This is a genomic window from Amycolatopsis sp. NBC_01307, assembly GCF_035975215.1.
Classification (GTDB): Bacteria; Actinomycetota; Actinomycetes; order Mycobacteriales; family Pseudonocardiaceae; genus Amycolatopsis.
Genome location: NZ_CP108403.1, coordinates 10,098,078 through 10,124,106, shown reverse-complemented (window position 1 = coordinate 10,124,106; position 26,029 = coordinate 10,098,078). Strand labels below are relative to the sequence as shown.

The following is a 26,029-nucleotide window of genomic DNA, read 5'->3' as shown; positions in this document are numbered from 1 at the left end:
TGATGACCGAACCCGCGTTCCTCGAGGTGACGTGGACCGACCCCGGCACCGAGTGCCGCGGCTACCTGGTGATCGACCGGCTGGTCCGCGGCGTCGCCAGCGGCGGGCTGCGGATGCGCCGCGGCTGCACGCTGTCCGAGGTCCGCGGCCTGGCCCGGGGCATGACGCTCAAGGAAGGCCTCAACTACGACCCGGCCGGCCGGTACGTCCCGCTCGGCGGCGCCAAGGGCGGCATCGACTTCGACCCGTACGACGAGCGGGCCCGCGGCGTCGTCGCCCGCTACCTGCACGCCATGCGGCCGCTGATCGAGCAGTACTGGACCCTGGGCGAGGACCTGGGCCTGCGCCAGGACGTCATCGACAGCGTCATCACCGAAATCGGCCTGCAGAGTTCGATCCAGGCGATCTACCCGCTGCTCGAAGACCGGGAAACAGCGGTCGAACGGCTCGCGGCCGCGTTCAAGATCGAGGTTGGCGGCCTGGGCCTCGACGAGCTGGTCGGCGGCCTCGGCGTCGCACAGGCCACGCTGACCGGTCTCGAAGTGCTGGGCCTCGACGGCCCGAACCGGGTGGTCGTCCAGGGCTTCGGCTCGATGGGCGGCGCCACCGCGCGGTTCCTCGCCGAGGCCGGGCTCGACGTCGTCGGCGTCTCGGACGTCCACGGGGTCGTCACCAACCCGGACGGCCTGGACGTCGAGAACCTGCTTCGGCACCGGGACCGGTTCGGCGGCATCGACCGCGACCACCTGAAGCCCGGCGACGAGCTGCGGCCGCCGGAAGCGTGGCTGGACGTGCCGGCCGAGGTGCTCGTGCCCGCGGCCGTCTCCTACTGTGTCGACGCCGGCAACCAGGCCCGGATCGGCGCGAAGCTCGTCGTCGAAGCGGCCAACATGCCGGTGACGGCGGAGGCCGAGCAGCTGCTCGGCGCACGCGGGATCCGGGTCGTGCCGGACTTCGTCGCCAATTCGGCGACCAACTCCTGGTGGTGGTGGACGCTCTTCGGTGACGTCGAGGCGGACGCCGATGCGGCCTTCGCCAAGGTCCGCAGCCGCATGCGCGAGCTGGTGACGAGCACGGCCGAGCGGGCAGCACGCGACGGCCTCGGCCTGCGTGCCGCCGCCCTGGCGCTGTCGGAGAAGAACCTCGAAGCCATCCAGGCGAGGTTCGGGTGACCCACCCCGGGAACGAATCGGACCGAAAGATAGTTGAACGCTCTATGAAACTCGGTATCTACAGCTTCGGCGACCGGCCGCCGGACCCCCGCACCGGTGACCAGGTGTCCGTGGCCCAGCAGCTGGCCAACACCCTCGAGCGGATCAAGCTCGCCGACGAGCTGGGCCTGTCCTTCTACGGCCTCGGCGAACACCACCTCGACCAGTACGCCATCTCGAACCCGGCCACGGTGCTGGCCGCGGCCGCGAGCGTGACGGACCAGATCACCCTGAGCTCCGCCGTGACCGTGCTGAGCACCGAGGACCCGGTGCGCGTCTACCAGCAGTTCACGACCCTCGACCAGCTCAGCCACGGCCGCGCCGAGCTGCTGGCCGGGCGCGGGTCGTTCACCGAGTCGTTCCCGCTGTTCGGCAACGACCTCGGCGACTACGACGAGCTCTTCGAAGAGAAGCTCGCCCTGCTCCTGCGGATCGACCGCGAGGACCCGCTCACCTGGTCCGGCAAGTTCCGGCCGCCGCTCGACAACGTGCGGATCCTCCCCCGGCCCTACGGCCGGCGGCTGCGGATCTCCGTCGGCACCGGCGGCAACCCCGAGTCGTCGATCCGCGCGGGCCTGCTCGGCCTGCCCGTGGTCTACGCCGTGATCGGCGGCCGTCCGGAGCGCTTCGCGCCACTGGTCGACCTCTACCGCCAGGCCGGCGAAGCGGGCGAGCACCAGCGCGAAGACCTGCACGTCACGATGAGCGCCATCGGGCTCATCGCGCCGAACTCGCAGGACGCGAAGGAGAAGTTCTACCCGTACTGGCTCGAGACGATGAAGTACGGCGCGAAGGCCCGCGGCTGGGCGATCCCGACCCGCGCCGAGTACGACACGTACGCCCAGGGCGCGCAGGCGTTGTTCGTCGGCAGCCCGCAGGAGATCGCCGAGCGGCTGATCTCCGTCGGCAAGCTCACCGGCGCCGATCGGTACGCGCTGCAGATGGACTGGTCGGGCGTGCCGCACCAAGACGTCATGAAGGCCGTCGAGCTGCTCGGCACCGAGGTGCTTCCGTTGGTGCAAAAGGAGTTCTAGACGTCGTTCGCGGCGATGTAGCCGAACGTCATCGCCGGGCCGATGGTCGAGCCCGCGCCCGCGTAGCTGTGGCCCATCACGGCCGCGCTGGCGTTGCCGGCGGCGTAGAGACCGGGGATCACCGAGCCGTCCGGGCGCAGCACGCGTGCCCGGGCGTCCGTGCGCATGCCGCCCTTCGTGCCCAGGTCGCCCGGGACGAGCTTGAGCGCGTAGAACGGCGGCGCCCACAGCGGTGCGAGGCAGGAGTTGGGCAGCACCAGCGGGTCGGTGTAGTAGTGGTCGTACGCGCTCGCGCCGCGCCGGAAGTCGCGGTCGACGCCCGCCCACGCGAAGCCGTTGAATCGGTCCACTGTGGACTTCAGCGCCGCCGCCGGCACGCCGATCGCCGAGCCGAGCGCCTGGATGCTCGACGCCTTGAAGACCGCGCCCGCGCTGTACCAGGCGTCCGGGAACGGCAGCAGCGGCAGGATGTCGCGGAACAGGTACTTGCTGCGGTAGCTCTGGTCGACGATGAGCCACGCGGGGATGTCCGGCGCCGACGGGTTCTTGTCGTACATCGTGTGCACGACGTCGCTGTAGGGCGCGGCTTCGTTGACGAACCGCTGCCCGGCCTGGTTGACGATCAGGCCACCGGGCAGGGTTCGCTCGGCCAGGCAGAAGTACGGGTCGCCGGGGGTCGGGATCGCCGGACCCCACCACGCGTCGTCCATCAGGTCTAGCGCGGCGCCGGCCCGCTGACCGGCGCGGTGGCCGTCGCCGGTGTTCTCCTTGGCGCCGACCGTCCAGGCCGTGCCGATCGGCTGCCGCTGGTACTGCGCGCGCATGGCCGCGTTGTGCTCGAAGCCGCCCGAGCCGACGATCACGCCGCGCCGCGCGCGGATCAGCCCCTGGGGCACCAGAACCCCGGTGACCGCGCCGTTTTCGACGTTCAGGTCGGTGAGCGGGGTGTTCAGCAGCACCGGGACGTTCGCGGCGAGCAGCCCGGCCCGCAGCCCGGCGGCCAGCGCCTGCCCCATGGTCAGCGGCTTCTGCCCCGCGAGCGCGGCGGCCGTCCCCCGCGCGAGGCACGTGGCGGCCACCGCGGCCCCCTTCGCGTTGACCGCGGCGAGGTTCAGCCACTTGTAGTCGGCACTGAACACGACGAGCCCGGCCGGCGTCGCGAGGTACGCGGGGTTCAGGTTCGCCAGCTCGGCGCCCAGCAGGTTCCCGTCGAACTGGTCCGGCTCGATGGACCGCCCGTTCGGCAGGCCGCCCGGCAGCTCCGGGTAGTAGTCGCTGTAACCCTCCATCCAGCGGAACCGCAGCGGGCTGTTGGCCATGACGGACGCGATCATCGCGGGTCCGTTGCGCAGGAACGCTTCCTGCCGCGCGGCCGGCACGTCCGGGCCGACGACGGCGGCGAGGTACTGCGCGGCTTTCGCCGGGGTGTCCGGCACGCCGGCGGCGAGCAGCACGGGGTTGTTCGGGATCCAGATGCCCGCGCCGGACCGCGCGGCGGACCCGCCGAACGTCGGCGCCTTCTCGACCACGACGACGCTCAGCCCGCGCTTGGCCGCCGTCAGCGCGGCGGTCATCCCGGCCGCGCCGGAGCCGACCACGACGACGTCGTACTCCCCCACGAGCGGCGTCGCCCCGGCGGCCGGCGCCCCCGCGATTCCGGCGGTCACGGCGAAACCCACGCCCGCCGCGGTGCCGCGCAGGATCTGGCGGCGGGTCAGGTCGGCATCCATGGCGCACTCCTCGCTCGCGGAACGGCGAACGTCATGGTGTCGGTACCGGCCGGAAACTGGAACATGTTCTACCCGCTTGGAGCAGCCGTCACCGTCTCGAATGGACCGGTGGCGCCAACCGTTGACGACATTCGGCGCACCGGCCCCTAAGTTGACGGCCTCCTCATCTTCTGGCTAACTTGAGAGCAGTCTCAAGTTCTCTTCCGAGGAGGTCCTCTTGTCGAAAGTGCTCGCCGTCCTGGGTGTCGGTCCCGGGCTCGGCCTGTCGATCGCGCACCGGTTCGGCCGCGAAGGCTTCACGACGGCGCTGGTCTCACGCACCGACGCGCGGCACGCGACCTACCGCGCGTCGCTCGCCGAAGCCGGCGTCACCGCGCACACCTACATCGCCGACGTCACCGACAAAGCCCAGGTCGACGCCGTCCTCGCCCGCATCACGGCCGACGCGGGCGAGATCGACACCGCCTACTTCGGCCCGGCGGACCTCGGCGTCGGCTCGGCCATCGCACCGCTCACCGAAGCCGGCGCCGACCACCTGCGCGTGCCGTTCGAGTCGATCGTGCTCCCGGCGGCGCAGCTGACCCAGGCCGTGCTGCCGCGCATGCTGGAACGCGGCACGGGCTCGCTCCTGTTCGCCGGCGGCATCAGCGGCAAGTACCCGATCCCGCTGCTGGGCAGCTTCGCCCCCGCGGCGGCGGCGCTGCGCATGTACGTCCTGACCCTCAACGCGGCCGTGCGCGACCAGGGCGTCTACGCCGGAACCCTCACGATCGGCGGAGTGATCGAACGCGGCGACATCCACCGGATGTTCACCGAGCAGGCCCCGGATTCCATGCCGGGCACGCTGGATCCCGACGACATCGCCGAGCGGGCGTGGCGCCTGCACACCGAGCGCGACGAGGCCGAAGCGGAGTTCAACGCGCTGGCGGTTTAGCCTGGCGATCATGTACACCTCCGCGGAACGGAACCGCTTGCGGGACAAGCTGATCGAGGCGGCCCGCGCGGACGACCGCGTCACCGGGGCCGCGCTCACCGGCTCGGGGGCGCTCGACGCCGAAGACGCCTGGTCCGACATCGACCTCGCCTTCAAGACGGCCGCGCCCGAGCCCGTGCTCGCGGACTTCACCGCGCTGATGTACCGCGAGCACGGCGCGCGGCACCACATGGACGTCGTGTTCGAGCGGACCGTCTTCCGGGTGTTCCTGCTGGAGAACACGCTTCAGGTCGATCTGGCGTTCTGGCCCGAGGCGGATTTCGGTGCGACGACGCCGAAGTTCCGGCTGCTGTTCGGCACCGCGAACGAGCGCGAGCAAGCACCGCCGCCGGACGCGCGGCGGCTGGTCGACCTGGCCTGGCTGCACGCCCTGCACGCGCGGTCGAGCATCGCCCGCGGCCGCCACTGGCAGGCCGAGTACATGATCGGCCGGGTTCGCGACCACGCCCTCGCCCTGGCCTGCGTGCGGCACGACCTGCCCGCGGGCGAGGGCCGCGGGCTCGACCGGCTGCCCGCCGCGGTCACCACGCCGTTCGAGGAAACCCTGGTGCGCGGGCTCGACGACCTCGGCCGGGCCTTCCGCGCCGTCATCGGGCTCCTGATCACCGAGATCCAGGAAGTCGACGCCGAGCTGGCCGGACGGCTGGCTCCGCTGCTACGTGCGCTGGCTTCCTAGGTACGCGAGTTCCGGGTGCGCGGCGACGTAACCGTCGAGCAACCGGCGCGCCACGGACACCGAGTCGACCAGCGGGTGCAGCGCGAACGCCCGCAGCGCCGCCTCGCGCGAACCCGTCGTCGCCGCTTCGATCGTCGCCCGCTCGACGGCTTTCACCGCCGTCACCAGGCCCAGCGCGTGGTCCGGCAACGGCCCCGCGCCGATCGGCCGCGCGCCCTCCGAGTCCACCACGCATGGCACCTCGACGACGGCGTCGGCCGGGACGCCCGGGAGCGCGGATCCGTTGCGGACGTTGAGGACCAGCGTGGCGCGCTCGCCGCCGGCGAGGGCGCGCATCAGCGCCAGCGCGACCTTCTCGTAGCCGCCACCCTCGAGGTCCTCGCGTTCGCCGTCGCGCGTCTCGGCCATGTATGTCTCTTCGCGCTCCAGCCGCGTCCGGTCCCACGACGCTAGCGACGGCTCCGCGTAGAACGGCTTTTGCTGCTCCAGCAGGAAAGCCCCGCGTGACTCGACACCGAGGGCTTCGCGGGTGAAGTAGTAATAGTGCAGGTACTCGTTCGGCAGGGAACCCAGCGCACGCAGCCAGTCCGCGCCGAAGAGTTTCCCTTCCTCGAACGACTCCAGTGCGTCCACATCGGACAGCAGCCGCGGCAGGACGTCCTCGCCGCCGACGTGCACGGCCCGCAGCCAGCCCAGGTGGTTCAGGCCCGCGTAGTCGAACCGCGCGGCCGCCGGGTCGACGCCGAGGGCGCGTGCCACCCGGCGGCAGAGCCCGACCGGCGAGTCGCAGATGCCGATCACCCGGCCGCCGAGCACGCCGGCCATCGCCTCGGTGACCAGGCCGGCCGGGTTCGTGAAGTTGACGACCCACGCGCGCGGCGCCACCTCGGCGATCGTGCGGGCGAGCGCGACGGCGACCGGGACCGTCCGCAGGCCGTACGCGATCCCGCCCGCACCCACGGTTTCCTGCCCCAGCACGCCTTCCGCGAGCGCGACCTGCTCGTCGAGCCGCCGGCCGCGCATCCCGCCGACCCGGATCGCGGAGAACACGAAGTCCACATCGGACAGTGCGGCACGCAGATCGGTCGTCGTGCGCACCCGCGGCGCGCCCGGGACACCGGCCGCCTGCTCGGCGAGGACGCGCTCGATCGCGGCGAGGCGTCCGGCGTCGACGTCGTGCAGGATCAATTCGGTGATCTCGCCCCCGGCCAGCAGCGCGCCGTGCACCAGCGGGACGCGGAACCCGCCGCCGCCGAGCAGCGCGAGCCTCATCGCAGCACCTCGACGCCGGCCTCGCCGAGCGCCACGCACGTCGGTTCGTCGGCTCCCGCGCTGGTGACGACGATGTCGAGCGCCTCCGGCCCGCAGACCTTGGCGAGCCCGGTGCCGGGGAACTTGCCCGCGTCGGCCAGCAGCACCACGCGGTCGGCCGCGGCGACCATCGCCCGCTTGACCGGCACCTCGACGACGGTCGAGTCCATCACCTGGCCGTCGCACCGCACGCCACTCGCGCCGAGGAAGACGGTGCCGGCGCGCACCTGGCGCAGCGCGTCCTCGGTGAGGAACCCGACCATCGAGTGGTAACTGCGGCGCACCACCCCGCCGAGCAGCACGAGCTGGACGTCTTCGGCGTCCTTCAGCTCTTCGTAGACGGCGAGGCTGCTGGTGATCACGGTCAGGGCGCGGTCACGCAGGTGCCGGGCCAGCCGGTGCGCGGTGGTGCCGATGTCGAGGAGCACGGTGTCGCCGTCGGCGACCAGCGCGGCCGCGCGGCGGGCGACGGCTTCCTTGTCGTCGGCGCGTTCCGCGGCGACCTGCGCGAACGGCTCGTCGTCGTCCGCGCACGCCACCGCGCCGCCGTAAACGCGGGTCAGCCGGCCTTCGCGATCGAGGTGCACCAGGTCGCGCCGCACCGTCGCCGGGCTGACGCCGAGCCGCTCGGCCAGCACACCGACCGGCGCCGGCCCCTCCACGCGCAGGGTCCGCAGGATCAGGTCGTAGCGGCGCTGGGGCAGCATCCGGCGACGATAGCAGTCAAACCTGCTCACCACACGGACGAGTTTGCGCAGGTCTTGCGAAATCTGCGTGACTCAAGCAGTCTCGTGCGCAAGCTTGCGCAGCTCTGGAGGCGCCCGTGACGGCTGAACCCGACGTCGACGTCTTCCTGTCCGGTCTGCTGTTCTTCGACCTGGTCTTCACCGGTCTGGAAAAGCCGCCCGCACCAGGGGAAGAGGTGTGGACGGGCGGCATGGGCTCGGGGCCCGGCGGGATCGCGAACTTCGCCGTCGCGCTGAGCCGGCTCGGGCTGCGGACGTCGCTGGCGGCCGCGTTCGGCACCGACGTCTACGGCCGCTACTGCTGGGACGTCCTTTCGCGGCAGGAGAACATCGACCTCTCGCGCTCGCGTCGGTTCCCGCAGTGGCACTCCCCCGTCACCGTCTCACTCGCCTACGCCGGCGACCGCGCGATGGTCACCCACGGCCACCCGCCGCCCGTGCCCGTCGCGGAGCTGGCCGGCTCGCCGCCGTCGAGCCGCGCGACCGTCGCCCACATCGGGCTCGACACCGCCGACTGGGTCCACACGGCGCACCAGTCCGGCAGCCTCGTGTTCGCCGACGTCGGCTGGGACCCGTCCGAGGCGTGGTCGCGGGCGCTGCTGGACCAGCTGGCGTGCTGCCACGCGTTCCTGCCCAACGACATCGAGGCCATGCGCTACACCCGCACGGACACGCCCGAAGCGGCGCTGTCGACACTCGCCGACCTCGTGCCGATCGCCGTGATCACCCGCGGCGGCGCGGGTGTGCTGGCCGTCGACAGCACCACCGGCGAGACGGCCGACGTGCCCGCGCTGCCGGTCGACGTCCTCGACGCCACCGGCGCGGGCGACGTCTTCGGCGCGGGGTTCGTCGCCGCGACGCTGACCGGCTGGTCGCTGGCGGACCGGCTGCGGTTCGCGTGCCTGACCGCGAGCCTGTCGGTGCAGCACTTCGGCGGCGCGCTCGCCGCGCCCGGCTGGCACGAGATCGCCCAGTGGCACGCGCGCACCCGGCGCCGCGACTACGCGTTCCTCGACGAGGTCCTACCCGCCGACACCGAGACCGGCACCTCCCGGCGCGGGCCGGTGACGCTCGGCTTCGGCACCGAGGACGGCTGGGGGTAACCGTGCCGGACCGCGCCGCCCGCTACACCGCGTCCGGGCTGCGGACGTCGTTGCTGACGGTGCCGGGCGCGGTCGGCGCCGAGGCGGTGGGGCTGCGGCCGATCGGCGAGGTGATGGGCTGCGTCGTCGAGCACGCCGGTGTCGACGACCCCGCGGCGTGCCTGCGCCGCGGGTACGCCACGGCACTGGACCGGCTGCGCGCGGAAGCCCGGGCCCTGGGCGCGGACGGCGTCTTGGCGATCCGGTGCACGGTGACCCGCGCCGGCCGGACGCGGGAGTTCGTCGTGCTGGGCACGGCCGTCCGCGCCACCGGCGGCAAGCGGCCGGGCCGGGTCTTCACGACGAGCCTGTCGGGCCCGGACGTCGCGAAACTCCTGCCGGCGGGCTGGGTCCCGGTGACCTTGGCGATCGGCCTCGACGGCGGCACGGTCTACGACCTCGCGATGCCGGACCGCCCGGCCCGGGAGATCGCGGCGCCGACGCAACTGGTGACGCGCGTGCGGGCGACGGCCCGCGCGGAGTTCCTGGAGGCGGTCCGGCTGTCGGGCGCGGACGGCGGCCTGGTGTCGGCGACGACGCTGAGCGCGTGGCCCCTCGGCCGCACCGGCGCGGCGGCGGTGGCGGGCGTGTTCGGCACGGCGATCGCCCGCTGCGGTGACGGTCCGGCACCGCGGGACGCGCTGGCCGTGCTGCCGCTGGACCGCCGCAGCTGACCAGGCGCACGCAAAGATCCTTCCCCTGAACCGGGAGCTTCCGGACTGATCACCCCGGCTCCGCCGCCCCGGGTGCGGATCCGTGCCACGATGGCGGGAGAAGCCGGCCGAAGGAGGTCCGAAGTGCCCGAGTGGGACGGTCGTGGCCTGCCTCCCGTCGCGCGGGCCCGCGTCGAGCGTTACGCCGCGTCCGGGCTCAAGACGTCGCTGATGAGCGTGCCCAGTGCGGTCGGCGCGGAAATCGCCGGCTTCACCGCGGTCGGCGAGGTGATGGGCTGCGTCGTGCAGCAGGTCGGCTGGGCCGGCACCGCCGTCTTCGCCGACGACCAGGTCAAGCTGATCTCCGGCATGCTGCGGCAGGGCTACTCGACCGCGCTCGACCGGCTCGCCCAGGAGGCGACCGCATTGGGCGCCGACGGCGTGCTCGGCATCGGGTTCACCGTCACCTCGCTCGACGGCGTGATGGAGGAGTTCGTCGCCCTCGGCACCGCCGTGCGCGCGGAGACGAAGCAGCGGCCGCGGCGGCTGTTCACCACCGACCTGCCCGGCCAGGACGTCGGCAAGCTGATGCAGGCGGGCTGGGTGCCGGTGCGTCTCGCGGTCGGCATCGCCGGGCGCGCGCAGTACGACTACAACATGCAGTACCAGACGACCACCTGGGCCGGGAACACCGAAGTGGACGCGCCCACGCGGGTCGTCACCGAGGTCCGGGCCGCCGCGCGGGCCGAGTTCGCCCGCGCGATCCGCGACGCCGGCGCCGACGGCGGCATCGTCTCCGGCATGACCCTGCGGACCTGGCCCGTGCAGGAGGTCGCGATGGCCGGCATCGCGTCCGTCACCGGCACCGCGATCGCCCGCTTCCACACCGGGCGCGCCGCCCCGACCAGCGCGCTCAAGATCCTTCCGTTGAACCGTTCCTGAGGAGGCTTCGTGACCACCGCGGACCCCGCCGGGCAGCACATCCCCGAGGATGCGATGCGCCGGCTCGCCGAGATGCGACCGGGCCAGAAGACCAGCCTGTTCACGTCGGACCTGAGCGTCAACGAGTTCCTGCTCGTGCGCGAAGCCGGGTTCCGGCCGCTCGGGCTGGTGCTCGGGTCGAGCATCTACCACGTCGGGTTCCAGATGGGCCGGTGGAGCAAGAACCAGGAGCTGGACCGGCTTTCCCAGGCGATGTACCACGCCCGCGAGCTCGCGATGTCCCGGATGGAGGCGGAGGCGGACGTGCTGGGCGCGGACGGCATCGTCGCGGTCCGGCTCGAGATCGAGTTCAAGGAGTTCGGCAGCGACCTCGCCGAGTTCATCGCCGTCGGCACCGCGGTGAAGGCCGACGAACCCGGGCAGTGGCGCAACAACACCGGGAAGCCGTTCACCTCGGACCTGTCCGGGCAGGACTTCTGGACGCTGGTGCAGGCCGGGTACGCGCCGCTGGGCATGGTGATGGGCACCTGCGTCTACCACATCGCGCACCAGCGGTTCCGGCAGATGATGGGCAACATCGGCCAGAACGTCGAGATCCCGCAGTACACCGAAGCGCTCTACGACGCGCGCGAGCTCGCGATGTCGCGGATGCAGACCGAGGCGGAACAGCTTGAGGCGGAAGGGATCGTCGGCGTGCAGCTGCTGTCGCTGCCGCACCGCTGGGGCGGGCACACGACGGAGTTCTTCGCCATCGGCACCGCGGTGAAGCCGTTGCGCGAGGACCACCACATCGCCAAGCCGCAGCTCGTGCTGCCCCTCACCGACTGATGGGCGCCGAGCTGGAGTTCCACCTGCTGGTGGCGGCACTGCGCACGGACCGCGCGGACGTCGAGTCCTACCACCGGGTCCTGTCGGAAACACTGGGCGACGCGCTCCCGCCGGGCATGGTCGAGGTGACGCGGCGCAAGACGTTCGCCGACCGCGTCGCGGGCCGTGACGGGCAGGTAGTCTCGGTGCAGGTGACCACCCCGGACCGGGTTTTGGTGCTGAGCGCGGGCAAGCACGGCGGGGTCGCGGCGGAGATCCGCCAGGTGGTGCGCGGCGTGGTGATCAGCCGCAAGGAAGCCGCGGTCGACGACTGGCTGGCGGCGTTGGCCCAGGAGCTGACAACGCTGGCCGAGAAGGACGCGAAAGCCCGGGACGCGCTCTCACGCCTCCTCGGCGGCTGAGAAGTCCTTGCCGCGCAAGGGAAGCTGTGTCGGGGGCGGGATGAGCACCCCCGAATACACAGCCTAGCCGCGGGGTACGACAGAACCGGGCGCCACGCCAGCGCTCGGGCGCCAGCATCCGGGCGCTAGCGCTCAGGCGTCAGCACCTCGGTGTCAGTACCCGGGTGTCAGCTCAGTACCCGGCCCAGGAAGCCGCGGATGTAGCCGGCGATCGTGTCCAGGTGTGTCTCCAGGGCGAAGTGGCCCGCGTCGAGCAGGTGGATCTCCGCGTCCGGCAGGTCGCGGGCGTACGCGCGGGCGCCGTCGGCGATGAAGATTCCGTCGTTGCCGCCCCAGACCGCGAGCACCGGCACCCGGCTGGTGCGGAAGTACTCGTGGAACTTCGGGTACAGGCCGATGTTGTGGTGGTAGTCCGCGAGCAGCGCCATCTGGATCTCCGCCGCGCCCGGCCGGTCGAGCAGCGCCTGGTCGTGGATCCAGACGTCCGGGCTGACCAGCTCCGCGTCCGGTGAACCGTCGAGGTACTGCCCCTTGGTCGCCTCGAGGGTGACCATCGCGCGCAGGTCCTCGCCGGTCAGCGTGCCGGCGGCCAGCTTCTGCGGGAGACCTTCACCGAGGCCCTCGACGTACGCGTTGCCGTTCTGGGTGACGATCGCCGTGACGCGGTCCGGGTTCGCCGTGGCGATCCGCAGGCCGACCGGCGCGCCGAAGTCCTGGATGTAGAGCGCGAACCGGGTCAGGCCGAGCTGGTCGAGCAGGCCCTGCGTCAGCTCGGCGAGCGCGTCGAAGGTGTAGGTGAACTCGCCGACCGGCGGCGCGTCGGAGGCGCCCGCGCCCAGGTAGTCCGGCGCGATGACGTGGTAGCGATCGGCCAGCGCCGGGATCAGGTGCCGGTACATGTGCGAGCTCGTCGGGAAGCCGTGGAGCAGCACGATCGTGGGTGCTTCGGCGGGCCCGGCCTCGCGGTAGAAGAGCCGGTGGCCGGCGACGGTGGCGTGGCGGTGGTGCACGGCGGTCATGGTTGCTCCTCGCGTCTCATGTTTACTTCTTCATTTATCCATGAGACGCGGTACGCTGTCAACGGTCGGGGAAACTGGAGCCCGGACTCGGGAGGCGAACGTGGTCACTGCGGCACCCGGCGAGGAGCTCTCGCTCGCGCTGGCACTGGTCAACACCCAGCGGGTCGGGGACGTCGACGACCTCGACGACCCGCTCCCCTGGTTGCACGCGCGCGGGCTCCGGGTGACGTCGGTGGCCGACGTCACCCCGCTCACCGACCTCCGCACGGCGGTCCGCGAGCTGCTGGCCGCGCTGGCCGAGGACCGGGCGCCGGCCGCGGCCGCCGTCGACGCGGTGAACGCGGCCGCCCGCACCGACGCCGCCGCGCCGCAGCTCACCTGGGCCGCCGGCCCGCGCCGCGAGTGGCGCAGCACCCGGCCGGGCAGCGTCGACGAAGCCGTCGCGACCCTGGCCCGCGACGCGATCGACGTCGCCGGCGGCGACCTGGGCCGGTTGGTGCGCCCGTGCGAGGCCCACGGCTGCGTCCGGTTCTACCTCCGCGAGCACGCCCGCCGCCGCTGGTGCTCCACGACGTGCGGCGACCGCGTCCGCGCGGCGCGGCACCAGCAGCTGGTGGTCGAGCGGCGTACCGTGTGAGCCCGCCGACGAAGGGACGCACCATGGACTGGACGCTCGAAGTGATCGTGGTACCGGTGTCCGATGTGGACCGGGCGAAGGCCTTCTACACGGACAAGCTCGGCTTCCACCTCGACCACGACACCGCGCCCGTCGAAGGCGTCCGGATCGTCCAGGTGACCCCGCCGGGTTCGGGCTGCTCGGTCGTGTTCGGCCGCGGCGCCGTGCCGGACATGCCGCCGGGCTCGATGAAGGGGCTCCAGCTGGTCGTCGGCGACCTGCCGAAAGCCCACGCGACGCTGGTCGAGCGCGGCGTCGACGTCGGTGACATCCAGGTCGTCGGCGCGGGCCCCTGGGACGGCAAGGCCGACCTGAACAACGTCGGCTTCGTGTTCTTCGCCGACCCCGACGGCAACGAGTGGGCGATCCAGCAGATCACCGCCCGCGGCTAGTCGACCAGGGCACCGCAGCTGACGTTGACCGTCGACGCCGTCATCGACCGCGCCCGGTCCGACGCGACGAACGCCGCCACCGCGCCGACGTCGGCCAGGGTCGCCGCGCGGCCCAGCATCGTCTGGCCGGTGATGCTGTCCGTCACGACCTGGCGGGCCGCGAAGTCCGCGGGGAGCGTCTCCGGGATGCCGCCGGTCCGCAGCGTCACCGCGCGCACGCCGTACGGGCCCAGCTCGGCGGCGATCTGCCGGCGCATGGCCTCGAGCGCGTGGAACGCCACCTGCAACCCGCCGACGGCGAACTCGCGCATCGGATCACCCTCGCCGCCGAAGAAGAGCACCACGCCGGACTGCTGCTTCACCATGTGCCGCGCGGCGGCGCGGGCGGTCAGGAAGGTGGTCCGCACCGCGGTCACAACGGGCTGTTCGTAGTCGGCGAGGGTCATGTCGATCAACGGCGTCCCCTGCACATCGCCGTGGTTGATGAGGTTGAAGGAGACGTCGATCCCGCCCTGGCCGGCGACGGCGTCGGCGTGCTCGTCGACGGCCGACTCGTCCAGCGCGTCGACGACGGCGGTCTCGGCCGAACCGCCGGCCGCCCTGATCCGCTCGGCGACCGCGTCGAGCCGGGACAGCGTCCGCCCGGCGAGGAACACGTGCGCGCCTTCTTCGGCGAAAGCACCGGCCACGGCGCTGCCGATCCGCCCCGCGCCGCCGTAGACGATGGCGTTCTTGCCCGCGAGCAAGCTCATGAGTACCTCCGATGTCCGGGTGCGTTCGCCCCTGCGTCGAACGAGCGCACCCGGAATCGACGACTCACGGCCGCGGGACGCCCATCGGGTTCGGGACCGGTACCAGGCCCGCGTCGATCACCGCGCGGCTCAGCGGGACCGCCAGTTCCAGCACCCGCGCCACCCCCTCCTCGCCGAGCGCCTCGACCGGTGCCGACGCCAGCCGGTCCGTGTCCTCCTCGATGCCGCGGCGCAACGCCGACCCCGACGGCGTCAGGTGGCCCGCGGCGTCGAGCACGCCCCGGTCCCGCAGGCGGTCGACCGCCGTGTCCCAGTCGTCGTCGGACCAGCCGCGGTGCGGTTGGACGTCGCCGCGGCCGATGACGCCGTCGCCGATGTGGGTCAGCGTGGTCTCCAGGCCCGACAAGCCCGCGTGGACCGCCGACAGGACGTGGCCGTCGCCGCGGTGCTCACGCAGGATGGTCGACGCCAGCCACAGCCGGCCGGGCCCGCCGGACGGCCGCGGCACCGCCGACCACGCCGCCGCCAGCGGCCGCCCGTCGAAGCGGCACGCGTCCGCCGCGCGCTCCAGCAGCGAAGCCAGCTCGTCGACGGCGGGCAGCACGCGAGACAACGCCTTCTCCACCGCGGAAACCCGAGCCTCGAGGACGTCGGACGGCGACGCGAACGACCACGCGTCCGGCAGCGCCCGCGCGACCATCGCCGGGGCGAAGCCGAACAACACCGACGTCGCCGCCGCGGGGCCGATCGGGCCCAGCGGGGCGAGCCGGCCGGCGAAGTAGCCCATCCAGTAGCCGCGCAGGCCGACGGCCTTCGCCGCGGCCGCCGTCTCCGGCGCGAAGTAGACGACCGCGTGCAACGGCTCCACCGCGGCCCACAACCGGCGGGGCAACGTCATCGTGTGCTCCTCACGGGGTCAGCCGGTGCAGGTCGCGCGGGAACAGCGTGACCTCCCGGATGTTGGCGACTCCGAGGAGCCGCGCCGTCCACCTTTCCAGGCCCAGCGCGAAACCGCCGTGGGGCGGCATGCCGTGCGCGAACACCGCCAGGTAGTCGCCGTAGTCCGCGACCTCACCGCCGAGCGCCGCGACGTAGTCGGCGTGGCGGTGCAGCCGCTGGCCGCCCGTCACCAGCTCCAGGCCGCGGAACAGCAGGTCGAAGCTGTTCGAGTACGCGGGCCGCGCCGGGTCCGGGTGGGTGTAGAACGGCCGTTTCGTCATCGGGTAGCCCGTGACGAACAGGAACTCCGACCCGTGCTCGCGCACCGCCCAGTCCGACAGCCACCGCTCGTCGGCGGGCGCCAGGTCGGGCTCGTCCTTCCCCAGCATCTCCTGGGCGTCGGCGAAGTGCAGCTCCGGGATCTCGGCGGGCACCTCCGGGACGGCGACGCCGAGCGAAGCGACCGACCCGGCCATCCCGGCGAGCACCTCCCGCAGCACGGCCATGACGTCGTGGTGGTCTTCGATGAACCCGAGTTCGGCGTCGAGGCTGGTGTACTGCGCCAGGTGACGCGCGGTGTCGTGCGGCTCGGCGCGGAAGACCGGGCCGACCTCGTAGACGCGCTCGAACACCCCGACCAGCGCCTGCTTGAAGAACTGCGGCGACTGCGCGAGGTAGGCGCGGCGGCCGAAGTAGTCGACGCCGAAGACGTTCGCACCCGACTCGGTGGCGGACGAGACGATCTTCGGCGTGTGCGTCTCGGTGAAGCCGAGTCTGTCCAAAGTGGACCGAAACCCGGCGACGGCGGCCGCGGACACCGCGAACCGCGCCTTCAGCAGCGGATGCCGCAGGGCGACCGGCGCGTGGTCGAGGATCGTCGGCAGCGACGCCGAAACCGCGGGCCGGTAGAGGTCGAACGGCGGTGGCGACGCCGGTTCCGACAACGGGACCACTGACGCCGACGTCAGCTCGACGCCGCCAGGCGCGCGCGGATTCACCGTCACAGTCGCGCGCACCTCGACCACGGTCTCCTCCGGCGGCGGCACGACGTCGGAGCGCAGCACGACCTGCGCGGTGCCGGACCGGTCGCGGACCACGAGGAACGTGACGGATTTCAGGCGGCGACGGCGGTGCACCCACCCGGCGACGCGGACGTGGGCGCCGACGTGCCGGGGCAGGTCGGCGGTCAAACAGCGGGAGATCATCGTGGGCCCTTCGCAGGCGACGTGACCCCTTGGGAGTGCGGGCGATAAGGGAACTCGCGGTGCCACCGCACTTTCACCGTCCGGGGACGGCCTCTCGTGGCCCGTGACGGGGGCCGGCCGGCGGGGCTTTTCCTCCCCGCACTCCGGAGGGTCTTCACCGCGGGGCACGGGACCGCCTTCCCAGCTGCCGGCGGCTCTCTGGACCCGTGCGCTCCCGGGGCTACTCGGCTCCATCAGCGCGTTGGCCGGGAGGTTAGCCCGGCCGCGGCGCAGCGCGCACGGCATTTTCGGGCGTGGCCGACGTCACGCCACTATTGAATGAACGTTCAATTGACAGTCTTGGCAGGCAGGCCTACCGTCCCTGTTGAATGAGTATTCAGTCAGAAAGGGACACCCCATGACCGGCAAAGTCTGGTTCGTCACCGGCTCGTCGCGCGGCCTCGGCCGGGAGATCGTCGACGCCGCCCTGGAGCGGGGCGACTCCGTCGTGGCCACCGCGCGCGACCCGCGCAGCCTCGGCGACCTGCCCGCGGACCGCGCGCTGGCCGTCGCACTCGACGTCACCGACGAAGCCGCCGCCGACCGGGCCATCGCCGCGGCCGTCGAGCGGTTCGGCCGCATCGACGTCGTCGTCAACAACGCGGGTTACGCCGACTTCGGGTCCATCGAGGACACCCCGGCGGCGCAGTTCCGCGCCCAGATCGAGACGAACCTGATGGGCGTCGTGACGGTGACCCGCGCGGCGATCCCGGTGCTGCGCGAGCAGGGCCACGGGCACATCATCCAGATCTCCACCGTCGGCGGCCGGATCGCGCCGGGAGTCGGCCTGGCCGCCTACTCGGCGGCGAAGCACGGCGTCGAAGGCTTTTCCGGCGTGCTGGCCAACGAGATGAAGCCGTTCGGCGTCAAGGTGACCATCGTCGAGCCGGGCGGGATCCGCACCGACTGGGCCGGCTCGTCGATGTCGTTCGTCGAGCCGAGCGCGGCCTACGGGCCGGTGCTGAACCCGATGATCGAGCACATCCGCGGCCCGGAGCAGCTCGCCACCAGCGACCCGGCCAAGGCCGGCCGCGTGATCACCGAGCTGGCCGACCTGGCCGAGCCGCCGCTGCGGCTGCCGCTGGGCTCCGACGCGGTCATGTTGATCCGCGCCACCGACGAGGCCAAGATCGCCGAGATCGACGCGTGGGCCGAGACGTCCCGCCGCACCGACGCCGACGACGCCACGCAGCGGGACTTCAGCCGCCTCGCGCGGAACTGAACCCGGAACTAGGGTTGCGTGACTGTTCCACCCCAGGCGACCGGTAGCTCACGAACGCCGTAGACGAGCGTGTTGTGCTTGTACGCCAACGACTCCCGCGGCACCGCGAGCCGCAGGTCCGGCACCCGGCGGAACAACCGCGTCAGCGCCTCCTGCAGTTCGACGCGCGCCAGCTGCTGGCCGATGCACTGGTGCGCGCCGAACCCGAAGGCGACGTGCGTGCGCGGCGACTCGCGGTGGAAGTCGAGCTTGTCGGCCGCCGGGAACAGCTCCTCGTCGCGGTTGGCCGAGTTCAGCGCGGCGACCAGCCACTCCCCCGCCTTCACCGCGCGGGCTCCCACCTGGACGTCTTCGGTGGCGTAGCGCAGCACCCCGAACTGCACGACCGACAGGTACCGCAGCAGTTCCTCGACCGCGCGCTCCGGCGCCGCCAGCACGACTTCGCGCTGCTGCGGGTGGTCCAGCAGCACCAGCGTGCTGAGCGCGATCATGTTGGCCGTCGTCTCGTGCCCGGCCACCAGCAGGCTGAGCCCGAGCATCACCAGCTCTTCCATGGTGAGCGCGTCACCCGTCTCACGACCGCGGGCGATCAGCCGGCTGAACAAGTCGTCCTGCGGATTCTCCTGCTTGTCCACGAAGAGCGCGGCCAGGAACCCGGAAAGCTCTTCGTAGGCCTGCTGTCCTTGTTCACGGGTGGTGTCGGTGCTGACGAGCGTGGAGCTCTGGCGCTGGAACCGCTCGCGGTCGGCGTACGGGACGCCGAGCAGCTCGCAGATCACCAGCGACGGGATCGGCAACGCGAAGTCCCGCACCAGATCGGCTTCGCCGGGCTTCGCGAGCATCGCGTCGAGGTGGCTCTCGACCAGCCCCTGGACGTAGGTCCGCATCGCCTCGATCCGCCGCACGGTGAACTCCGCGAGCACCATCTTGCGCAGCCGCGAATGGTCCTTGCCGTCGAGCTGGATGATCGAGCCGGGGGCGACCTCGATGTCGAGGTCACGTTCGGCGCCCGCGTTCACGTGCACCGAAGACGCGCCGCGCGAGCTCATCGTGCGGTCGGCGAGCACCGCGCGCACGTCGCTGTAGCGCGTGACCAGCCAGGCGTCCATGCCCGCCGGGCAGCGGACCTGCGACGTCGGCGCTTCTTCGCGCAACGTCGCGTAGTTCTCGGGTGGGTCGTACGGGCATCCGGCCGGTCGCGTCGTCGGGAGGGCCGGGGTGTCGGATGCTGCCGTCACAGCGGATCACGCCTCTCTACCGGTGGTCTGGACACTTCCACCATGGAGACGTCCGGCGCCGTCGTGGGACGTCCGACCCACATCCGACCCGGATGGACCAGTCCGGACGGCGTTCGTTAGAGAACTTTACGAATAGGTCTTGACGCGCCGACGCCGCACCGCGAACCTGGACGCACGCCGCAGTCATCGTCCGTCCACTCCTCCCGGAGGCAGCATGACCCGGCGCGCTTTCGTGCTCGTCGTGACCCTTTTCCTCGCTTTGGCCGGCGCCCTCGCCGGCGGCACCCCGGCGAGCGCGGAGACCACGCAACCGACGTTCCTCACCTTCTACGGCTGGTGGGACAACACCCCGCCCGGCGGCGACATCGCCTACCCGCAGATCCACGACACCGCCGGTGGCAAGGGCACCTACACCGACCCGATCACGTTCGCCACCAGCACGTCCGAGCTCAAGGCCGGCACCAAGGTCTGGGTGCCCCGGGTGAAGAAGTACTTCATCATGGAGGACGGCTGCGACGAGTGCTCCGACGACTGGAACGGCCAGGGCCCCAACGGCGGCCCGAACCTGCGCCACATCGACCTCTGGCTCGGCGGCCAGGGCGGCAGCGCCTTCGACGCGATCGACTGCGAAGACGCCCTGACGCACTACAACGCCGACAACACGCCGGTCCTGGAACCGGTGGTCGTCGACCCGCCGTCGTCCGAGCCGTACGACGCGACGCCGATCTTCAACACCAGCACCGGCGCGTGTTACGGCGGCGCGCAGCCGAACACCACGGTGGGCCAGTACCGCAACAACTCCACCGGCACGTGCCTCGAGGCGCCGAGCAGCGGGACCACGCTGAAGGTCGCCGCCTGCACCGGAAGCGACGCCCAGCGCTTCACCTTCCACGGCGCGTTCCTCGTGCACAACGACAAGTGCGCGGGCATCTCCGGCAGCTCGATCGTGCTGCAGACCTGCACCGGCGGCCCGGCGCAGCAGTGGTCGATCAACCCGGACGGCACCATTTCCGACATCCAGACGAGCAAGAAGTGCTTCCGCGCTTCGGGCACGGCACTCACCGCGGGCAGCTGCTCCGGTGACCAGGCCCGCTGGACGTTCACCGCGGCCGGCAGCTCCACCGGCATCAGCGTGACGCCGTCGGCGGTTTCGGTGGCGCCCGGCGCTTCGGTGACCGCCACCGTGACGGCCACCGGCGCGGCGTCCGGCACGTTGTCCGCGAGCGGCGCCCCCGCGGGCGTCACCGTGGCCTTCTCCCCGACGTCCGTGCCGGCCGGCGGCACCTCGACCGCGACGGTCACCGCCGCCGCGAACGCCACCCCCGGCTCGGCGACGATCACCATCACCGGCGGCACGAACACCGCGTCACTCGGGGTCACCGTGACCGGCGGGAGCGGCGGTCAGGAGACGCTGCTTTCGCAAGGCAAGACGGCGACGGCGTCGTCGACCGAGTCGACGTCCTACCCGGCGAGCGCGGCCTTCGACGGCAACCTGACCGGCACCCGCTGGGCCAGCAAGGAGACCGCGTCCGAGTGGCTGCGCGTCGACCTCGGCGCGACCAAGGCCGTCTCGCACGTCAAGCTGACCTGGGAGGCCGCGTACGGGAAGGCGTACAGCATCCAGACCTCGCCGGACGGCACGACCTGGACGACGATCTACAGCACCACCACCGGCAACGGCGCTACGGACGACCTGACCGGGCTGTCGGGCACCGGCCGGTACGTGCGGATGAACGGCGTCACGCGCGGCACGGCGTACGGTTACTCGCTGTACGAAATGCAGGTGTACGGCACCGCGTAAGTTGCCGAACCGGCAACTGGATTTGCCTTCCCGGGGACGTTCTCCGCATGGTGGGAGGACGTCCCCGAGGAGGAACCATGGCCCACACCCACGAGCAGCCGGTGACCGTCGAGAACATGCTCAAGCAGGAGTTCTGGGAAGCGCTCTACCAGCGTGACGAGCACCGGATCTGGAGCGGGAACGTGAACCGCAACCTGGAGAGCGAGGTGACCGGGCTGAAACCCGGGCACGCCCTCGACCTCGGCAGCGGTGAAGGCGGCGACGCGATCTGGCTGGCCCAGCAGGGCTGGACCGTCGACGGCGCCGACATCTCGACCCTCGCGCTGTCCCGCGCCGAAGCCGCGGGCAAGGAACGCGGCGTGGACGTCCGGTGGCTGCACCGCGACATCCTCACCTGGCGGCCCGAGGAGACCTACGACCTGATCTCGGCGCAGTACATGCACCTGCCGCCAGACCTGCGCAAGAACGTGTTCACGGCGGCCGCGGCGGCGGTGCGGCCCGGCGGTTCGCTGCTGATCGTCGGGCACTCGCCGAGGGCGATGCGGGAGTTCGGCGGCGAGGCGCCGCCGCAGGAGTTGTTCTTCGAGCCGGAGGAGATCACGAACTACCTGGGCGACGCGCGGGAGTGGGTCGTCGAGACGTGCGAGACGCGCGGCGAGGGCCACCACACCGACGCCGTCTACCGCGCGAAGCGCCTCGAATCCTGACAGCGACTCCCGGAAGCGGCACTTTCACGTGAAAGTGCCGCTTCCCGAAATGCCGCGAGGGCCTCTTCACGCGCCCTCGACGCGTGTGAAGAGGCCCTCGCGGGTGTTCCACCGGAGTGTGGATCAGGCGAGCTCGAGGCCGTAGCTCGAGAGCTCCAGGGTGAGCGGGTAGAAGTAGCTGGTCACGGTGTCGCCGCCGGACAGCGTGCCGAGGCCCTTCGAGCCGTCGTACGCCGGGCCGCCCGAGTCACCGTGGTCGGTGTGCGCGGTCGTGCCGAACTCGTGGTTGAGGACACCGACGTCGAAGTTGACCGACTCGTCGACCGAGGTGACCTCGCCGCTGCCGCCACCGGTGGTCGAACCCTGCTTCTCCATCTGCTCGCCGACCGTCGGCTCCGCGGCACTGGTGATCGCCTGACCGGTGTTGATCTCGCTCGGGCCGGTGCCGTTCGGGCGGGTCAGCAGGCCGGAGTCGGCGTCGGGGCAGTCGCTCTCGACGACCGTGGCGCCGGAGACGTCACCGCCGGCCCAGGTGCCGCCGAGGTTGGTGCAGTGGCCCGCGGTGAGCAGGAAGGGCTCCCCGCCGCGCGTCACGTTGAAGCCGAGCGAGCAGCGGCCCTGGTCGTTCTGGATCGCGTCACCGTCGGCGATGTGCAGTTCGAGCTTGCCGGTGCGGTGCTCGACCCGGACACTGTCGCCGTACTGCGCGGCGGCCGCGGTGACCTTGTCGGCGGTCTCCTTGCTGGCCGAGTCGTAGACCTTCACCACGACCTGGTTGGTCTTGGTGTCGATGCCCCACGCGGTCTGCGGGACGTTCTTCACGGCGTCCAGCGAGTTCTTGACGCCGGTGAGCGCGGCGAAGGTGTGCTTGACCTTCTTCGCGGTGAGGCCCGCGGCCTGCACCTTCTGCGCCGACGCGTCGTCGGTCACGTTGACGACGGCCTTGCCGTTCTCCAGGTAGATGCCACCGGAGGTGGCGCCGAGCGAGCCCGCCACCTGCGTGGCGTTGCTGACGGCGTTGGCCTGCATCTCGGAGAAGGCCAGTGGGGACGCGGTGGCCGCCGACGCGCACACGCCGGACGTCAGCGCCGCGGCCGACAACACGGCGAAGGTCTTGAGAGCGGTCTTCCGGGGAGTCATCAACTTCCTCCAGTTTGCCGGTTCGAAGCCTGCGCCGGTCACTTTGGTTGCCGAGCAACCAACGCACCACCGACTAAGGTTGGTTAATAACCAGCAGAACCGGACATACCTCGCACTCAGGACGCGGCGCCTCCGCGCCACTACTGCGTTCGGCGTAACAAACGCCTGGTGTAGTCCCTTCGGCTCAAGACCCGGACGGCCAACGGACGTGCGCCTCGTAGTCCGGGTGCTTCCGGAGGTACCCGGCGATGAACGGGCAGACCGGCACGATCGTCCCGCCCTTCGCGACGACGTCGTCCAGCGCGCCCGCCGCGAGCACCTTGCCCAGGCCCTGGCCGGCGAAGGCGTCGTCGATCTCCGTGTGGGTGAACACGGTCAAGTCGCCCCGCTGGTCGTACGCGGCGAAGCCCGCCAGCTTCTCGTCCGACCACACTTCGTAACGGCTCTCGCCGAGGTTGTCGGTCACCTTGGTCATCGGCACTCCATTCTCTCTGCGGCGTGAACACCGGACGGCCGCCGGAGCTTCCCCCATCGTGCGACAGCCGGCCGCCTCGCGCGCCCGGGCCGTGAACCCGACTGGGCCGCCCGGGGGACAGCGGCTTCCCGTTCGTGTGCAACCCGACCGAGACCCTTGGCTCGCCCGGCTGCTTTTGGTTGCCTCATCGTGTCGGAAACCGCCAGCGCCGCAACGGAAAGGCCTCACCCGCGTGCCGCAGCAGCCGTTCGTCCTCCCCGAGTTCTACATGCCCTACCCGGCGCGGCTGAACCCGCACCTCGAGGGCGCCCGCGAGCACAGCAAGGCCTGGGCGTACGCGATGGACATGATCGACGTCCCGCAGCACGGCACGGTGATCTGGAACGAGCACGACCTCGACTCCCACGACTACGCCCTGCTCTGCGCCTACACCCACCCGGACGCCGGCGCCGAAGAACTCGACCTGATCACCGACTGGTACGTCTGGGTCTTCTACTTCGACGACCACTTCCTCGAGCTGTACAAGCGCACCGGCGACATCGACAGCGCCCGCGGCTACCTCGACCGGCTGAACCTGTTCATGCCCGCCGAAGGCGCGATCACCGACACCCCGGAGAACCCGGTCGAGCGCGGCCTCACCGACCTCTGGAACCGGACGATCCCGCACCGCTCCGCCGGCTGGCGGCGCCGCTTCATCGAGAGCACAAAGGCGCTGCTCGAAGAGTCGCTGTGGGAACTGGCCAACATCAACGAAGGCCGCCTTTCCAACCCGATCGAGTACATCGAGATGCGCCGGAAGGTCGGCGGCGCGCCGTGGTCGGCGAACCTCGTCGAGCACTCGGTGCACGCCGAGGTGCCGGACGCGATCGCCGCGGCCCGGCCGATGGAGGTGCTGCGCGACTGCTTCGCCGACGGCGTCCACCTGCGCAACGACCTGTTCTCCTACCAGCGCGAGGTCGAGGACGAGGGCGAGCTGTCCAACGGCGTGCTCGTGTTCGAGAAGTTCCTCGGGCTGACGACGCAGCAGGCGGCCGACGCCGTCAACGACCTGATCACCTCCCGGCTGCACCAGTTCGAGCACACCGCGCTGACCGAGGTCCCGGCGCTGTTCGACGAGCACGCCGTCGACCCGGCGTCGCGGATGGCGACGTTCGCCTACGTCAAGGGCCTGCAGGACTGGCAGTCTGGCGGGCACGAGTGGCACCTGCGCTCCAGCCGCTACATGAACGAAGGCGCCCTGGAATCCCGCGGCGGCCCGGAGCTGGGCACGGCCACCGGGCTCGGGACGTCGGCCGCGCGCATCTTCTCGTCGGTGCTCGCGACGGCGCCGCAGCGGCTGCGGTCGTACTCGAGCACGCCGTTCCGCGCGGTCGAGATCGAGCGGCCGCCGGTCGAGCTGCCGTTCCCGCTGCGGCTGAGCCCGCACCTGGACGCGTGCCGCGTCCGCAACGTCGACTGGGCGCGGCGGATGGGCTTCCTCGACGGCGTGGTGTGGGACGAGCGGAAGCTGCGCGCCACCGACCTCCCGCTGTGCGCGGCGGGCATCCACCCGGACGCCGCCGCCGACCAGCTCGACGTCACCAGCGACTGGCTGACCTGGGGCACGTTCGCCGACGACTACTACCCGATCGTGTTCGGCGCGACCCGCGACCTCGCCGGGGCGAAGGCGTGCAACGCGCGGCTGTCGCTGTTCATGCCGGTGGACGGCGAACCCACGCCGACGCCGACGAACGCGCTGGAGGTGGGGCTGGCCGACGTCTGGCCGCGCACCACCGCCGGGATGTCGCCCGAAAACCGCCGCACGGTGCGGAAAGCCGTCGACTCGATGACGTCGAGCTGGCTGTGGGAGCTGGTGAACCAGGCGCAGAACCGCATCCCGGACCCGATCGATTACGTCGAGATGCGGCGCCGGACGTTCGGCTCGGACCTCACGATGAGCCTCTCGCGCTTCTCGCACGGCCGCGCGGTGCCGCCGGAGCTGTACCGCACGCGCCCGGTCCAGGCGATCGAGCACGCGGCGACCGACTACGCCTGCCTGGTCAACGACGTCTTCTCCTACCGCAAGGAGATCCAGTACGAGGGCGAGCTGCACAACGCGGTCCTGGTCGTGCGGAACTTCCTCGACTGCTCCGAGGAACGCGCGTTCGGCGTCGTCGACGACCTGATGAAGGCCCGTCTGGCGGAGTTCAAGCACGCGGCGGCGATCGAGCTGCCGGCGCTGTTCCGCGACTACGCCATCGACCCGGACGTCCAGGAGATGCTGCTGGAGTACGTCGAGGAGTTCCGCGACTGGATGGCGGGCATCGTCAACTGGCACGAGAACGTGGGCCGCTACACGGAGAAGGAGCTGAACTACCACCCGATGGCGGCCTCGGCGTGGCAGGGCCCGACGGGCATCGGCACGTCGTCGCTGCGCATCTCGTCCCTGCTCCCCAGCGGGCGGTGACGTGCCGGGCTCCCCGACCACGAAACAGTGCGAGATCGCCCGGCTGCTGCGCGCGGTGGGTATGCACCGCGAGGCCGAGCAGGCGCTGCGCACCGACCTCCGGGCGCGCCTGCGCCGAGGCCGAAGACGCCTGCGGGTCCGGCTGATCCGATCGTCCCGCAGGCTCCGCCGCCGAGTCCGGGCGTGACGGAACCGCCGGCTCGCGTGATCAGGGAGTCAACTCGAGTGATTGGCGGGTCAACTCGCGTGATTGAAGGGTCGACACGGCGCGCAGGCTCCCGTGTCGCCGTGTCGACCCTCTAATCACGCG

General features: G+C 71.5%; 26 protein-coding genes. 16 read left to right on the top strand and 10 right to left on the bottom strand.

Features of this window, described 5'->3' with window-relative positions; all coding sequences use genetic code 11:
* Positions 1-2 precede the first annotated feature (2 nt).
* Together OG439_RS45675 and OG439_RS45670 are read left to right on the top strand one after the other, a co-directional pair.
* Positions 3-1,172 (top strand): Glu/Leu/Phe/Val dehydrogenase dimerization domain-containing protein, encoded by a 1,170-nt coding sequence (locus tag OG439_RS45675; protein WP_326946559.1) that lies wholly within the window; start codon positions 3-5, stop codon positions 1,170-1,172.
* Between the two features lie 44 nt (positions 1,173-1,216).
* On the top strand, positions 1,217-2,245 hold the full coding sequence (locus OG439_RS45670; protein ID WP_326946558.1) for an LLM class flavin-dependent oxidoreductase: 1,029 nt from the start codon (positions 1,217-1,219) through the stop codon (positions 2,243-2,245).
* Here OG439_RS45670 and kstD read toward each other — a convergent pair.
* The gene (gene kstD / locus OG439_RS45665; RefSeq protein WP_326946557.1) at positions 2,242-3,975 is read right to left on the bottom strand and encodes a 3-oxosteroid 1-dehydrogenase; all 1,734 of its coding nucleotides are present in this window, start codon (positions 3,973-3,975) and stop codon (positions 2,242-2,244) included. The two genes, OG439_RS45670 and kstD, sit on opposite strands and share 4 nt — an antisense overlap.
* Positions 3,976-4,201: 226 nt before the next feature.
* On the opposite strand from kstD, the gene OG439_RS45660 reads away from it, so the two are divergent.
* Both OG439_RS45660 and OG439_RS45655 read left to right on the top strand, forming a co-directional pair.
* A complete protein-coding gene (locus tag OG439_RS45660; protein ID WP_326951786.1) occupies positions 4,202-4,909 on the top strand; it encodes an SDR family NAD(P)-dependent oxidoreductase in 708 nt (235 codons plus the stop codon).
* Positions 4,910-4,919: 10 nt separating this feature from the next.
* Complete coding sequence (locus OG439_RS45655; RefSeq protein ID WP_326946556.1) at positions 4,920-5,645, top strand: nucleotidyltransferase domain-containing protein; 726 nt, start codon at positions 4,920-4,922, stop codon at positions 5,643-5,645.
* On the opposite strand, the gene OG439_RS45650 is transcribed toward OG439_RS45655, so the two are convergent.
* Both OG439_RS45650 and OG439_RS45645 read right to left on the bottom strand, forming a co-directional pair.
* Positions 5,625-6,917, bottom strand: coding sequence for a 6-phospho-beta-glucosidase (locus tag OG439_RS45650; protein WP_326946555.1), 1,293 nt, complete (start codon positions 6,915-6,917; stop codon positions 5,625-5,627). The two genes, OG439_RS45655 and OG439_RS45650, sit on opposite strands and share 21 nt — an antisense overlap.
* Positions 6,914-7,663, bottom strand: coding sequence for a DeoR/GlpR family DNA-binding transcription regulator (locus OG439_RS45645; RefSeq protein ID WP_326946554.1), 750 nt, complete (start codon positions 7,661-7,663; stop codon positions 6,914-6,916). Before OG439_RS45645 ends, OG439_RS45650 begins: the two co-directional genes overlap by 4 nt.
* Before the next feature lie 116 nt (positions 7,664-7,779).
* On the opposite strand from OG439_RS45645, the gene OG439_RS45640 reads away from it, so the two are divergent.
* The 5 genes from OG439_RS45640 (at position 7,780) to OG439_RS45620 (ending at position 11,668) form a co-directional block, all read left to right on the top strand.
* A complete protein-coding gene (locus tag OG439_RS45640; RefSeq protein WP_326946553.1) occupies positions 7,780-8,805 on the top strand; it encodes a carbohydrate kinase family protein in 1,026 nt (341 codons plus the stop codon).
* A gap of 2 nt (positions 8,806-8,807) precedes the next feature.
* Positions 8,808-9,518 (top strand): heavy metal-binding domain-containing protein, encoded by a 711-nt coding sequence (locus OG439_RS45635; RefSeq protein WP_326946552.1) that lies wholly within the window; start codon positions 8,808-8,810, stop codon positions 9,516-9,518.
* 123 nt (positions 9,519-9,641) lie between these two features.
* On the top strand, positions 9,642-10,439 hold the full coding sequence (locus tag OG439_RS45630; RefSeq protein ID WP_326946551.1) for a heavy metal-binding domain-containing protein: 798 nt from the start codon (positions 9,642-9,644) through the stop codon (positions 10,437-10,439).
* A 9-nt stretch (positions 10,440-10,448) separates the two neighbouring features.
* Complete coding sequence (locus OG439_RS45625; protein WP_247061439.1) at positions 10,449-11,267, top strand: heavy metal-binding domain-containing protein; 819 nt, start codon at positions 10,449-10,451, stop codon at positions 11,265-11,267.
* A complete protein-coding gene (locus OG439_RS45620; RefSeq protein WP_326946550.1) occupies positions 11,267-11,668 on the top strand; it encodes a hypothetical protein in 402 nt (133 codons plus the stop codon). The genes OG439_RS45625 and OG439_RS45620 overlap by 1 nt, the downstream gene beginning before the upstream one ends.
* Positions 11,669-11,835: 167 nt before the next feature.
* On the opposite strand, the gene OG439_RS45615 is transcribed toward OG439_RS45620, so the two are convergent.
* The gene (locus OG439_RS45615; protein ID WP_326946549.1) at positions 11,836-12,687 is read right to left on the bottom strand and encodes an alpha/beta fold hydrolase; all 852 of its coding nucleotides are present in this window, start codon (positions 12,685-12,687) and stop codon (positions 11,836-11,838) included.
* Between the two features lie 100 nt (positions 12,688-12,787).
* On the opposite strand from OG439_RS45615, the gene OG439_RS45610 reads away from it, so the two are divergent.
* Together OG439_RS45610 and OG439_RS45605 are read left to right on the top strand one after the other, a co-directional pair.
* Positions 12,788-13,324, top strand: a complete 537-nt coding sequence (locus OG439_RS45610; protein WP_326946548.1) for a CGNR zinc finger domain-containing protein — start codon at positions 12,788-12,790, stop codon at positions 13,322-13,324.
* Between the two features lie 23 nt (positions 13,325-13,347).
* A complete protein-coding gene (locus tag OG439_RS45605) occupies positions 13,348-13,755 on the top strand; it encodes a VOC family protein (protein ID WP_326946547.1) in 408 nt (135 codons plus the stop codon).
* On the opposite strand, the gene OG439_RS45600 is transcribed toward OG439_RS45605, so the two are convergent.
* The 3 genes from OG439_RS45600 to aspS form a co-directional block, all read right to left on the bottom strand.
* A complete protein-coding gene (locus tag OG439_RS45600) occupies positions 13,752-14,507 on the bottom strand; it encodes an SDR family NAD(P)-dependent oxidoreductase (RefSeq protein WP_326946546.1) in 756 nt (251 codons plus the stop codon). The genes OG439_RS45605 and OG439_RS45600 overlap by 4 nt on opposite strands.
* A 64-nt stretch (positions 14,508-14,571) precedes the next feature.
* Positions 14,572-15,405, bottom strand: a complete 834-nt coding sequence (locus OG439_RS45595; RefSeq protein ID WP_326946545.1) for an SCO6745 family protein — start codon at positions 15,403-15,405, stop codon at positions 14,572-14,574.
* A 10-nt stretch (positions 15,406-15,415) separates the two neighbouring features.
* The gene (gene aspS, locus OG439_RS45590; RefSeq protein ID WP_326946544.1) at positions 15,416-16,651 is read right to left on the bottom strand and encodes an aspartate--tRNA(Asn) ligase; all 1,236 of its coding nucleotides are present in this window, start codon (positions 16,649-16,651) and stop codon (positions 15,416-15,418) included.
* A 397-nt stretch (positions 16,652-17,048) separates the two neighbouring features.
* On the opposite strand from aspS, the gene OG439_RS45585 reads away from it, so the two are divergent.
* Positions 17,049-17,912 carry an SDR family NAD(P)-dependent oxidoreductase gene (locus tag OG439_RS45585; protein ID WP_326946543.1) on the top strand — a complete coding sequence of 288 codons (864 nt, stop codon included), beginning with the start codon at positions 17,049-17,051 and terminating at the stop codon, positions 17,910-17,912.
* An 8-nt stretch (positions 17,913-17,920) separates the two neighbouring features.
* Here the strand turns inward: OG439_RS45585 and OG439_RS45580 are convergent, their stop codons facing one another.
* Positions 17,921-19,150 (bottom strand): cytochrome P450, encoded by a 1,230-nt coding sequence (locus OG439_RS45580; RefSeq protein ID WP_326946542.1) that lies wholly within the window; start codon positions 19,148-19,150, stop codon positions 17,921-17,923.
* Positions 19,151-19,364: 214 nt separating this feature from the next.
* On the opposite strand from OG439_RS45580, the gene OG439_RS45575 reads away from it, so the two are divergent.
* Positions 19,365-20,951 (top strand): discoidin domain-containing protein, encoded by a 1,587-nt coding sequence (locus OG439_RS45575; protein WP_326946541.1) that lies wholly within the window; start codon positions 19,365-19,367, stop codon positions 20,949-20,951.
* A gap of 77 nt (positions 20,952-21,028) precedes the next feature.
* Complete coding sequence (locus OG439_RS45570) at positions 21,029-21,658, top strand: SAM-dependent methyltransferase (protein ID WP_326946540.1); 630 nt, start codon at positions 21,029-21,031, stop codon at positions 21,656-21,658.
* A 123-nt stretch (positions 21,659-21,781) separates the two neighbouring features.
* On the opposite strand, the gene OG439_RS45565 is transcribed toward OG439_RS45570, so the two are convergent.
* Positions 21,782-22,798 (bottom strand): S1 family peptidase, encoded by a 1,017-nt coding sequence (locus tag OG439_RS45565; protein ID WP_326946539.1) that lies wholly within the window; start codon positions 22,796-22,798, stop codon positions 21,782-21,784.
* Between the two features lie 184 nt (positions 22,799-22,982).
* On the bottom strand, positions 22,983-23,273 hold the full coding sequence (locus OG439_RS45560) for a GNAT family N-acetyltransferase (protein ID WP_326946538.1): 291 nt from the start codon (positions 23,271-23,273) through the stop codon (positions 22,983-22,985).
* 268 nt (positions 23,274-23,541) lie between these two features.
* Between OG439_RS45560 and OG439_RS45555 the strand changes: the two genes are divergently transcribed.
* Together OG439_RS45555 and OG439_RS45550 are read left to right on the top strand one after the other, a co-directional pair.
* The gene (locus OG439_RS45555) at positions 23,542-25,719 is read left to right on the top strand and encodes a terpene synthase family protein (RefSeq protein WP_326951785.1); all 2,178 of its coding nucleotides are present in this window, start codon (positions 23,542-23,544) and stop codon (positions 25,717-25,719) included.
* Position 25,720: 1 nt separating this feature from the next.
* The gene (locus OG439_RS45550; protein ID WP_326946537.1) at positions 25,721-25,906 is read left to right on the top strand and encodes a hypothetical protein; all 186 of its coding nucleotides are present in this window, start codon (positions 25,721-25,723) and stop codon (positions 25,904-25,906) included.
* Positions 25,907-26,029 lie beyond the last annotated feature (123 nt).

What these genes read in the sequence shown, in the direction of transcription:
- OG439_RS45675 (WP_326946559.1), top strand. Translation starts at nt 3, where the DNA reads ATGACCGAACCCGCGTTCCTCGAGGTGACGTGGACCGACCCCGGCACC.
- OG439_RS45670 (WP_326946558.1), top strand. Translation starts at nt 1,217, where the DNA reads ATGAAACTCGGTATCTACAGCTTCGGCGACCGGCCGCCGGACCCCCGC.
- kstD (WP_326946557.1), bottom strand. Translation starts at nt 3,975, where the DNA reads ATGGATGCCGACCTGACCCGCCGCCAGATCCTGCGCGGCACCGCGGCG.
- OG439_RS45655 (WP_326946556.1), top strand. Translation starts at nt 4,920, where the DNA reads ATGTACACCTCCGCGGAACGGAACCGCTTGCGGGACAAGCTGATCGAG.
- OG439_RS45650 (WP_326946555.1), bottom strand. Translation starts at nt 6,917, where the DNA reads ATGAGGCTCGCGCTGCTCGGCGGCGGCGGGTTCCGCGTCCCGCTGGTG.
- OG439_RS45645 (WP_326946554.1), bottom strand. Translation starts at nt 7,663, where the DNA reads ATGCTGCCCCAGCGCCGCTACGACCTGATCCTGCGGACCCTGCGCGTG.
- OG439_RS45620 (WP_326946550.1), top strand. Translation starts at nt 11,267, where the DNA reads ATGGGCGCCGAGCTGGAGTTCCACCTGCTGGTGGCGGCACTGCGCACG.
- OG439_RS45615 (WP_326946549.1), bottom strand. Translation starts at nt 12,687, where the DNA reads ATGACCGCCGTGCACCACCGCCACGCCACCGTCGCCGGCCACCGGCTC.
- OG439_RS45605 (WP_326946547.1), top strand. Translation starts at nt 13,348, where the DNA reads ATGGACTGGACGCTCGAAGTGATCGTGGTACCGGTGTCCGATGTGGAC.
- OG439_RS45600 (WP_326946546.1), bottom strand. Translation starts at nt 14,507, where the DNA reads ATGAGCTTGCTCGCGGGCAAGAACGCCATCGTCTACGGCGGCGCGGGG.
- OG439_RS45595 (WP_326946545.1), bottom strand. Translation starts at nt 15,405, where the DNA reads ATGACGTTGCCCCGCCGGTTGTGGGCCGCGGTGGAGCCGTTGCACGCG.
- aspS (WP_326946544.1), bottom strand. Translation starts at nt 16,651, where the DNA reads ATGATCTCCCGCTGTTTGACCGCCGACCTGCCCCGGCACGTCGGCGCC.
- OG439_RS45585 (WP_326946543.1), top strand. Translation starts at nt 17,049, where the DNA reads ATGACCGGCAAAGTCTGGTTCGTCACCGGCTCGTCGCGCGGCCTCGGC.
- OG439_RS45575 (WP_326946541.1), top strand. Translation starts at nt 19,365, where the DNA reads ATGACCCGGCGCGCTTTCGTGCTCGTCGTGACCCTTTTCCTCGCTTTG.
- OG439_RS45570 (WP_326946540.1), top strand. Translation starts at nt 21,029, where the DNA reads ATGGCCCACACCCACGAGCAGCCGGTGACCGTCGAGAACATGCTCAAG.
- OG439_RS45565 (WP_326946539.1), bottom strand. Translation starts at nt 22,798, where the DNA reads ATGACTCCCCGGAAGACCGCTCTCAAGACCTTCGCCGTGTTGTCGGCC.
- OG439_RS45560 (WP_326946538.1), bottom strand. Translation starts at nt 23,273, where the DNA reads ATGACCAAGGTGACCGACAACCTCGGCGAGAGCCGTTACGAAGTGTGG.
- OG439_RS45555 (WP_326951785.1), top strand. Translation starts at nt 23,542, where the DNA reads ATGCCCTACCCGGCGCGGCTGAACCCGCACCTCGAGGGCGCCCGCGAG.